This is a genomic window from Mesorhizobium sp. WSM4833, from assembly GCF_055811095.1.
Genome location: NZ_JBVVQG010000003.1, coordinates 512,315 through 522,010, shown reverse-complemented (window position 1 = coordinate 522,010; position 9,696 = coordinate 512,315). Strand labels below are relative to the sequence as shown.

Below are 9,696 nucleotides of genomic sequence, written 5' to 3'. Positions count from 1 at the left end.
CAGTCGATCGTCCAGGAAGGCCACAAGGCCGTTGCCGCCGGCATGAACCCGATGGACCTGAAGCGCGGCATCGATCTCGCGGTAACCGACGTCGTTGCGACACTGATCAAGAACGCCAAGAAGATAAAGACCTCGGAAGAAGTTGCCCAGGTCGGCACGATCGCCGGCAACGGCGACGAGTCGGTCGGCAAGATGATCGCGGAAGCGATGCAGAAGGTCGGCAACGAGGGCGTCATCACGGTTGAAGAAGCCAAGACCGCCGAGACGGAACTCGAAGTCGTCGAAGGCATGCAGTTCGACCGCGGCTACCTCTCGCCCTACTTCGTCACCAACGCCGACAAGATGGTTGCCGAACTCGAGGACGTCTACATCCTCCTGCACGAGAAGAAGCTGTCCAACCTCCAGGCCATGCTGCCGATCCTCGAGGCCGTCGTGCAGACCTCGAAGCCGCTGCTCATCATCTCTGAAGACGTCGAAGGCGAGGCTCTGGCCACGCTGGTCGTCAACAAGCTGCGCGGCGGCCTGAAGATCGCTGCCGTCAAGGCGCCGGGCTTCGGTGATCGCCGCAAGGCCATGCTGGAAGACATCGCCATCCTCACCGGTGGCCAGGTCATTTCCGAAGACCTCGGCATCAAGCTCGAGAACGTCGGCCTCAACATGCTCGGCCGCGCCAAGAAGGTGTCGATCTCCAAGGAGAACACCACCATCGTCGACGGCGCCGGCAAGAAGGCCGAGATCCAGGGCCGCGTTGCCCAGATCAAGCAGCAGATCGAAGAGACCACTTCGGACTACGACAAGGAGAAGCTGCAGGAACGTCTCGCGAAGCTCGCGGGCGGCGTTGCGGTGATCCGCGTCGGCGGTGCGACGGAAGTCGAAGTCAAGGAAAAGAAGGACCGCGTCGATGACGCCCTCAACGCGACCCGCGCGGCCGTCGAAGAAGGCATCGTTGCTGGTGGTGGCGTAGCCCTGCTGCGCGCTTCGGCCAACATCAAGGCCACCGGCGTCAATGCCGACCAGGCCGCTGGCATCAACATCGTTCGTCGTGCGCTGCAGGCTCCGGCCCGCCAGATCGCGGCCAACGCCGGTGCGGAAGCATCGATCGTTGCCGGCAAGATCCTTGAGAACAAGGGCGCGACCTTCGGCTACAACGCCCAGACTGGCGAATATGGCGACATGATCGCCATGGGCATCGTCGATCCGGTCAAGGTCGTTCGCACCGCTCTTCAGGACGCTGCCTCGGTCGCCGGCCTGCTGGTCACCACCGAAGCCATGATCGCGGAGGCTCCGAAGAAGGAGTCGGCTGGCGGCGGCGGCATGCCTGGCGGCATGGGCGGCGGCGGCATGGGCGGTATGGGCGGCATGGATTTCTAATCCAGCCTCTATCAGCCTCCAGATACGGAAAGGGCGGCAGCGATGCCGCCCTTTTTTGACCAACTTCTCGGAACCACAACTACATCGTCGTAATGGCGCTTGATAACGCACCTCATGTCCGCTCCAGCACCCATGTCGTCCTTTGGCGCTCTCCTTGATGAAATCAGCAATAGCTGGTACCGGTCACAAGTCTTTCGCGTGCTCTTTTACTGCAAATTCAAGCGCTTGGGTCAGAGTTACCGCCTTGGAGAACAGGAAGCCCTGAGCGGTTCTGCATCCAAGCTTGTGCAGAATTTGTCGGTCTGCCTCTGTCTCCACGCCCTCGGCCATGACCTCGATCCCAAGCGTCCTACCAAGATCGATCACCGTTTTGACAAGCAGCCGGTCGTCTCGGGACCTTGCCAGACCGCGAACGAAGCCCTGGTCAATTTTCACCTTGCGTATCCGGCTGTCCTTGAGCGATGCCAATGTGGAAAAGCCGGTGCCGAAGTCATCGAGCGCGATGGAGATGCCGGCATGTGAAAGCCGTCCGAGCTTCTCATCCACTCTGTCCGGGTCCACAGGGGATTCTTCGGTGATCTCAATTTCGAACATCGTTGGTGGCAGGTCTTTTGCGGCCAAACCATTCAGAATCATATCGTCGATATCGCCGGCCTCCAGTTCGCGCGGTGAAACATTCATTGCCACACGTACATCATGGCGGTCAGCTTTCAACAAGCCGTCGATAAGAGCACAACAGTCCGCGAATACCGTATGGGTCAGCAGCTGAAGCATTCCGGTTTCGCGCGCGGCTATGATGATTTCGGGCGGAGAGATGGCGCTATGAATCGGGTGGGTCCACCTCAGCAAGGCTTCGAAACCAACCAGGGCCTCGGTATCGAGTCTTACGATGGGCTGGAACCAAGAACTGAGGCTTCTCGTCTTTATCGCCGCATGAAGGTCGCGTTCAATGGACTGGCGGCGATGCAGCTCCCTGTGGAGTTCGGCATCGAACAGGCAAAATTCGTTCCTGCCACGACGCTTAGCTGTGTAAAGGGCGATATCCGCCCGCAACAACATTTCTGTCAGCCCCGGGCTTTCGGCCAAGTATATTCCTAAAGATGCTCCGATCCGGACGGACGCGACCCCAGGATAGGGGCGAGCAAGTTTGGCTATGATGTTGGATGCGAGAATACTGGGAGAAGGAGAATTTCTGAGCGAGGGGAAAAAAAGCACAAATTCATCGCCGCCAATACGGGCGAGCGTTGAGCCTGCGGGCGCTTCTTGCTCTATCCGGCGGGAGATCATGACGAGCAGTTCATCACCCGTCCTGTGACCGTAGGTATCGTTGACAGACTTGAAACCGTCTAAGTCAATAAGCATTGCCACGAAGGGGCCGTCTGTGTTCTCGTACTGACCGATTGCGTGTTCGAGGCCCCGTCTGTTGAGCAGCCCCGTCAAGTGGTCCTCCCTGGAATTGCGCTCCATTTCGGCCGCAAGCCGCTCGGCCTCATGTCTCAGGCGGCTCGCCTCGCGGAAGCGCGCTTGCCCTACAAACGAGCTTCGAACCAAGCCGCCCTCGAAGAGTAGAACCGCAAAGGCCAGAATGTAGTCTTCCAAGTTGCCTTTCGTCAGCAGCCATCCTGCAGTGATAAGGAGTGGCGGTGTGATGAAGTTGATCGCTGCCGCAGAATACGAACTGCCGTATGTTATGGCACCTGCTGAAATCCCCGCCAGAATGATCAGATGCAGCGCCGCTTGGGGGGTTGTGTATCCGGCCGTGAGGACGGCAGGAAAGGACCAGGCAAATCCTGCCATAAGAGCAAGAATCGCAAACCAGCGAAGCCTCTGCGAAATCCATTTCAAATCGTCCTGATGACCCGTCTCATTTAGCTGATAATGGGCTAGTGCAAGGCGCGCGACATTTATAGCATTGACAATCAAGAACCAGACTGCGGCCGCAAAGCCCTCGCCAGAAAGGGCCTGAACCATCAAAATCAAGCCTGATAGGATAGTGCTTATCGGCATTGACACGAAGAGACCGGCCCTCAAATCAGCGAGCTGATCCTGAAGAATTCTGGCATCCAGCGCGTCTTCTTTGTTCAGGGCCATAGATCAGTCAGCTTGCTTTCTGGTCTTCTTCCGGAGCGCAGATTTATGCAAACCCCCTGAAGGACGGGTTAACGATTCTGCGGGGCATCAGCCTTGCGTCGCTTAGTCAATGAGATGTCTGCGAAGACCTACAGCGGCCAAAGGAACGCGGCGTCGTGGTGTCCCGGATTCGGCACGAAACTGGGATCTAGGAAGGAGCGGCACGAAAGCTGCGCTGGTCGTGCCGCCGAAGGCGACGCACAAGGGCTTCGCGATGCTCTTCACGGCCCCTGCGGCGGGTAATCTTCAGAGGGCGAGGTCAAGCAGCGTTTGGGATGGTTGAGATTTCATCGAAGATACTCTCAGCCAAGCCAAGTGCCCGAGCAATCCGATCGCGGTATGCCCTGTCGGAGGGATGGCCAGACTCAATCAGCCTGACCTCCTCTACCGTCAGTCCGCTCGTCACGGCCATTTCCTCGGTCGAATAGCCAAGATTTTCTCGATATGCCTGAATTGCGGGTTTTCCGTTTGAAATTGCGGTAAGTACTGTCTCGGGCAGCGCGAAAGGCGAAGCAGTCATTTTGCCTCCAAAGCAGAGACCGGCCGTTCGAAGATGCGAAACAAGCGGCGGCCGATGTTGAGATAGGATGCCGAAAAGCCCGAGCCGGGGGCATCTCGGCGTGGGAGGCGCTCCGCTAATGCGGCGGCCGCCACCGTTTAGATCAAGACCTCATCTTCGCGGATTCCTATATAGCTAAAAAAGACGTTCGCGAGTGCGCCAACTTGTTTGGGACCCGTAGAAGTGGACTGTCAGGCTCGACCGTATACGTCATCAAGCCGCACGATGTCATCTTCGCCGAGATACTCTCCGCTTTGGACCTCGATCATTACCAGGCCGATATTGCCGGGGTTCTCGAGCCGGTGTTTGTGACCGCACGGGATATAGGTGGATTGATTGGTGGTCAGGAGTAGCTCCTGGTCGCCGTTGACTATTTTCGCAGTGCCGCTGACCACGACCCAGTGCTCGGAGCGGTGATGGTGCATCTGCAGGCTCAAGCGTCCGCCAGGGTTAACCTCGATGCGCTTGATCTTGAAGCGCTCGCTTTCCTCCAGAACCGTGTAGGTGCCCCAGGGCCGGTGCACTGTACTGTGAAGTAAGTGTGCTTCATGTCCCGCAGCCTTGAGTCCCTCGAAGAGTTTCTTTACATCCTGGACGCTGTCGCGGGATGCGACAAGCAGGGCATCGGGGGAATCCACGATCACCAGGTCGCTGATACCGACGGTGCCGATGACTCTCTTGTCCGAGCTTATGTAACTGCGCATGGTGTCGATCATGTGAACATCGCCGCGAATCCTGTTTCCGTTCACGTCAGCGGCGACCAGTTCAGCCATTGCGTTCCACGATCCAATGTCATTCCACCCCATTTCGCATGGAACGACGGAGAGATTGTGGGTTTTTTCCATCACCGCTCGGTCGAGTGAAATACGCGGAGCCATGGCGAAGTGCTCAGATGAGAGTTCGATGCTGGCAACATGGTCGCCGTGACTGACGCGAGCATTCTCGTAGCTAGTGAGAACGGCATCGATCACCTCTGGGCAATGCGCAGCCATTTCGTCGAGCATGACCTGCGCCTTGAAGCAGAAGATGCCGGCGTTCCAAAAGAAACGTTTGGAGGCGACATAGGATTTGGCTGTCTCGATGTCCGGCTTCTCGACGAAACGGACGACTTTTTCGCCATCGGCCTCGATGTAGCCGAATGCTGTGTCCGGCCTGTTCGGATTTATGCCCAAGGCAGCGATGTGCCCCTGCCGCGCATGCTCTATCGCCCGGCCCATGGCGCTTCGAAAAGCCGACAGGTCGCCGATGATTTGGTCCGCCGGAAAAATGCACAGGATCGCATCCGGACCCTGTGTTGCCTTGGTGTGGATCGTCGCCGCGGCGACAGCGGCGGCCGTGTCCCGGCCCTCCGGCTCGAGCAGGAAGGTGCGCGGCAGCACAACAGACTTCAGCTCGTTAAAATCGTCTTTCGTGAGGTAGAGGTGGGCCTTGGAGGTCACGGTGACGAGTTCGGCGACCCCCTCTATCGAGACCGCACGCAACACGGTGTGCTGAATGAGCGAATGCCCGTCCGCCACCTTGAGGAAAGGCTTGGGATGCGATTGCCTGGAGGCAGGCCACAGCCGCGAGCCCGCCCCGCCGCTGATAATGACCGGAACCACTTTCATCAAATGCTCCCTATCGTCTGTGACGCGGATGCCAATGCCCTTTTCAGCACCGAGGCGACGATCGCCGTGGCTCTGCTCTCGGTTGAAGCTTCCGAATAGCAGCGCAATTCCGGTGCATTGCCGGAGGGTCGCAGATGTATGATCTCATCTGTGCTCATCCGAACCCTGAGGCCGTCGGTTTCGTCGACTTCGGCTACGGTCCCGAACGGAGCGAGAAATTGCCGCAACGCGTCGAGGTCTGCGAGGCGATCCATCAATCTGCGCGAACTTTCCGCAGTGAAGTCTTGAAGGCGTTCGCTCGCGCACGCCGGAAGGTTCCAAAACCCGCGCAGTCCCGACAGCTTCTTCTTTGTCGATGCCAGGGTACCGAGAACAGCTAGGATTGGGAGCAGCGAGTCCCGCGTCGGCAGTGCGGTCAGCGTCTTCCCGTTCACCGTGCAATCCGAGCCTAGCAGGACACCGCCATTGGCCTCAAAACCGAGGACGATGCCGGCTGCGCCACCTGAGGCTTCCATGGCTTCGATGACAAATGGAGAGCCGACCTTCGACCTCCGGACTTCGAAACCAAGAGCTTTCGTGATGCCCGAATTGGAGGTCACTGGCGTCACGACCGTGTCTGCCTTCAGGAAGAGAGCCGTTGCGAGCCCAATCAGGTCGCCGCGAAAAAGATCGCCATTTTCATCAGCGATGAGTGGCCGATCAGCGTCCGCATCGGTCGACACGATGGCATCGAGACCGAATTCGCGGACCCATTTCTTCAATTTTGACATTGTTGCCGAGTCCACGGCTTCGGTATCGACAGGAACGAAGGTTCCGGTTTTCCCGACCGCGATTACGCTGGCACCGAGCGATTGAAGGACCTGTACCAACAGTTCCGCCGCGACAGAACTGTGCTGGTAGACACCAAGTCTCATGCCGGAAAGGGAGCCCGGCTCAAGTATGTCATTGGCGCGCTCTCGATAACAGCCGATCGCTTCTTCATGGCGCATAGGCCACGTCGTTCCCAGAGGGGCCGGTGGCAAGCAATATGCAGCTGACCTTTCGCCTACAAAGCGCGTCATCGCGGCCTCATCCGCCTTGCTGATTTCACCATTCGGACCATAGAATTTGATGCCGTTGCGATCGGCTGGAATGTGCGACCCGGTGACCATAAGAGCGGCCGTGCCGTGTCTGCGTGCATATAGTGCCAGGGCAGGCGTAGGTATGGCGCCGCAATCGATCGGCTGAAAACCATTTGAAGCCAACGCCGCCAAGCAATTGTTGACTATTGCCTGACTGCTGTCACGTAGGTCGCGGCCTATGAAGACTGAACCATTCGGCTGAACCCCGCTCGAAATCAAACGCCAAGCGAAAGCTTCGGTATAAAGTCCGCTGGCTTCGCCAACCAATTCCGAATCCAAACCTCGAACGCCGCTTGACCCGAATTTCATGACTTCGCTTTGCTGGTGTAATGTTGCAGTTGGCTAGTGCTTCTATTAAATGCGCCATCGCTCTCAGCCACCTGCAGTTCAGATATGCGCTCTCTCCGGTAACGGCCGATCTAATTTCTAGAACGATCCCAAACAGGAGCTCAGAACGGGGTTTCTCGCCACCCAAGGCTGCCGGATTTTAGCGGACCCTATAGCTCGCTCTGTCACGAGAGCCGTGAGGCCCTTCTGAGGTCCGGCCTCCACAGTCGGTCAGGGGCATGCACAGTTCTCCTCTTCTATCGGAATCTTTGGCCCGCTCTTCTAATGATCAAAGGCATTGATAACTGATCGGGGCATGCCGGTATTTCGCTATGCAGCATCATGACCGGCCGGTAAACTTGGTTGTTTGGATTGGATGCATCCATGCCATGGATGGGCTAGAAAGCCCTTATCGACAAGGATCGTAGAGGCCCTGCGATTTAGGTGATGACGTCAGCTAGAGGGCTGGCTGACCATGGCGTCACCGCGGGCGCTCGACCAAGCAATGTCTTGCCCTGCAACGGCTCAAGTCTATGAAAGTTGTTTCTGGAGTTGCGTTGGATCAGGGCCTACCCAAAAAGTTGACGCTTTCGTCGTCTCCGTGATCCACGCCTTCGCCCTTGTCTGCATTCATCCCTTTTCGGCAACGTAACGGCCGCATTCACTGCAACCCGATCCAGCCACGTGCTTGTTTGCGCCGCTTCAATCCGCCGGGACTGCTGGCTGCAACTCCGTCAAGGAAGAGCGGACACCACCGCGAACATGGCACCGCGAGAGTTCGGCACGAGCTGGACCAAGCTCGAAGTAGCGTTGGAAGCGGACATGTCCGGCCTTGTCGGGGCCGCGCGCATCCTGTGTGAAGACGGCTTTGCGGTAATCCCCTGCCACCATCGGCGGCCTATCCTCGCCGAGCGGGTGCTGGAAGCGCAAGGTGCTGATGCCGCCGTGGTGAGCGCGGGCCGGTTATATGAGGCGCTGCGCTCGATGCGCCTTTGCATGCTGCCATCGTCATGGAGCTCGGCTTTGACGCCGTGCTTCTGACACGGTGGTCGCCAAGGCGGCGGATGCCGCGGGCATGGCGCGTCATGGCGCGAAGCCGGTCGAAGCTTGGTTCGGGAATGCTCGAAGCGTCCCGTCCACTCCCGTGATCGGAATGCTGGCGTTCTGACTCGATCCGTTCTACCTGATCGTGGAGAGCGCTGCCGGGATCGAACGGCCGGTACCGCTCGCGTGAAGCTGGTGCAGCTTCGCATCATTACCATGGTGAGGCCGAGTTGCGGGTCCACTGGGCGGCACAGACGTCAGCCTTGGCTACGGCTATTCACAGGCTGCTGCGGGTCACCTTCCACCAGAGTCACATACTGATCTCGATTGATTGTTGAACCGCGAATCTAAGAGCAGCAGTGCTGACGTCAAGCTCCTTAACCGAATGGCGAAATGAGTTTGGGCCGCATGGCACGCGCAAGCGGAGCACTTGGCCTGCCATGTACTCCAATCCGTGCTCATTCCTTACTTTTGCAGCAGCATGCAGCGCCCTTCAAGCATCGTAGCGATCTCTGGGCAAACGGACCGTACTAGCTGCCAACAAGATCCGCCGACGTTTGCGTGCGACTGACCCCTTTGTTTTTGCTCCACCTTTCCTAAGCCCGCTGCAGTTGTCGCACCGGCTCTGGTCTTGCCGGCCGAGGCCGTGAATGGGTTTCAGACGCCACCGTCATGAAAGCCTGAAGTGCCGCGGAGAGATACTCGTCGCTCCGCGTCACAAAAACAGTCGGCGCCGACCGCATGTTATCAGGTAGCTGGTGTATGACGACGTGTCCGCCGGCTGCCGCATCCTGAACGACCCCCCGAGGTAGCATGGCCATCCCTACCCCGGCGGCGACGCAGCCTATGATCCCGTCCATGGTTCCGAGTTCCATCCAGCGGCCATGCGTAACCCCACACGCCGCCAGGAACATGTCCATGCGGCGGCGGTAGGAACAGCCCGATCGAAAGGCGAGGACCTTCAGAGCCGGTGATGCGGCCAAGGCCTTCAGATCCGAAAGCTTGCGAAACCGCGGCGAGGAGATCACAACGAGCTCCTCTTCGATGATCAATAGGCTCTTCAGTTCGGGATGAGCGATGGGGCCGGAGACGAACGCGCCATCCAGTTTGCGTGCGACGACCTCACTGACGAGCTTTTCAGTCGGGGCAGCCTCCACCAGTACGTCGACCTCTGGATATTCTGCAGCATAGCGGATCAGGATCGGCGGAAGGCGAAGCGCTGCAGTGGTCTCCATCGAGCCGATCCTAAGCAAACCGCACGGCGTACCGCGGTCTGTGACGACGCGCTTGGCTTCGTCCAGAAGCTCTCCGACGCGCTCGGCATAGGGAACGAGCTGAATGCCGGTGGCTGTCAGTGTGACCCCTCGCCTGGAGCGATGAAAAAGCGGAGCACCGATTTCCTCTTCAAGCGATTTTATTCTCGCGGTGACGTTGGATTGCACCGTGTTGAGTACACCGGCAGCCCCTCCGATACTGTTTGCTCTCACAACCGCCTGGAAAAACCTGAGGTCGGCGCTGTTCATCAGCCATCTCCTTT

7 protein-coding genes are annotated in these 9,696 nt (G+C 58.4%); 2 read left to right on the top strand and 5 right to left on the bottom strand.

Annotated elements, in window-relative coordinates; all coding sequences use genetic code 11:
• A partial coding sequence (gene groL, locus AC0L2D_RS08360; protein WP_473540782.1) for a chaperonin GroEL occupies positions 1–1,371 on the top strand: 1,371 nt, incomplete at its 5' end.
• Between the two features lie 183 nt (positions 1,372–1,554).
• On the opposite strand, the gene AC0L2D_RS08355 is transcribed toward groL, so the two are convergent.
• The 4 genes from AC0L2D_RS08355 to AC0L2D_RS08340 form a co-directional block, all read right to left on the bottom strand.
• Positions 1,555–3,462, bottom strand: a complete 1,908-nt coding sequence (locus AC0L2D_RS08355; protein WP_473540781.1) for a putative bifunctional diguanylate cyclase/phosphodiesterase — start codon at positions 3,460–3,462, stop codon at positions 1,555–1,557.
• A 298-nt stretch (positions 3,463–3,760) separates the two neighbouring features.
• Complete coding sequence (locus tag AC0L2D_RS08350; protein WP_473540780.1) at positions 3,761–4,021, bottom strand: helix-turn-helix domain-containing protein; 261 nt, start codon at positions 4,019–4,021, stop codon at positions 3,761–3,763.
• A gap of 230 nt (positions 4,022–4,251) precedes the next feature.
• A complete protein-coding gene (locus AC0L2D_RS08345; protein WP_473540778.1) occupies positions 4,252–5,667 on the bottom strand; it encodes a mannose-1-phosphate guanylyltransferase/mannose-6-phosphate isomerase in 1,416 nt (471 codons plus the stop codon).
• Positions 5,667–7,097: a phosphomannomutase gene (locus AC0L2D_RS08340; protein WP_473540777.1), complete on the bottom strand. Its 1,431-nt coding sequence runs from the start codon at positions 7,095–7,097 to the stop codon at positions 5,667–5,669. Before AC0L2D_RS08340 ends, AC0L2D_RS08345 begins: the two co-directional genes overlap by 1 nt.
• A 780-nt stretch (positions 7,098–7,877) precedes the next feature.
• On the opposite strand from AC0L2D_RS08340, the gene AC0L2D_RS08335 reads away from it, so the two are divergent.
• Positions 7,878–8,156 (top strand): hypothetical protein, encoded by a 279-nt coding sequence (locus tag AC0L2D_RS08335; protein WP_473540776.1) that lies wholly within the window; start codon positions 7,878–7,880, stop codon positions 8,154–8,156.
• A 599-nt stretch (positions 8,157–8,755) separates the two neighbouring features.
• On the opposite strand, the gene AC0L2D_RS08330 is transcribed toward AC0L2D_RS08335, so the two are convergent.
• Positions 8,756–9,682 (bottom strand): LysR family transcriptional regulator, encoded by a 927-nt coding sequence (locus AC0L2D_RS08330; protein ID WP_473540775.1) that lies wholly within the window; start codon positions 9,680–9,682, stop codon positions 8,756–8,758.
• Positions 9,683–9,696 lie beyond the last annotated feature (14 nt).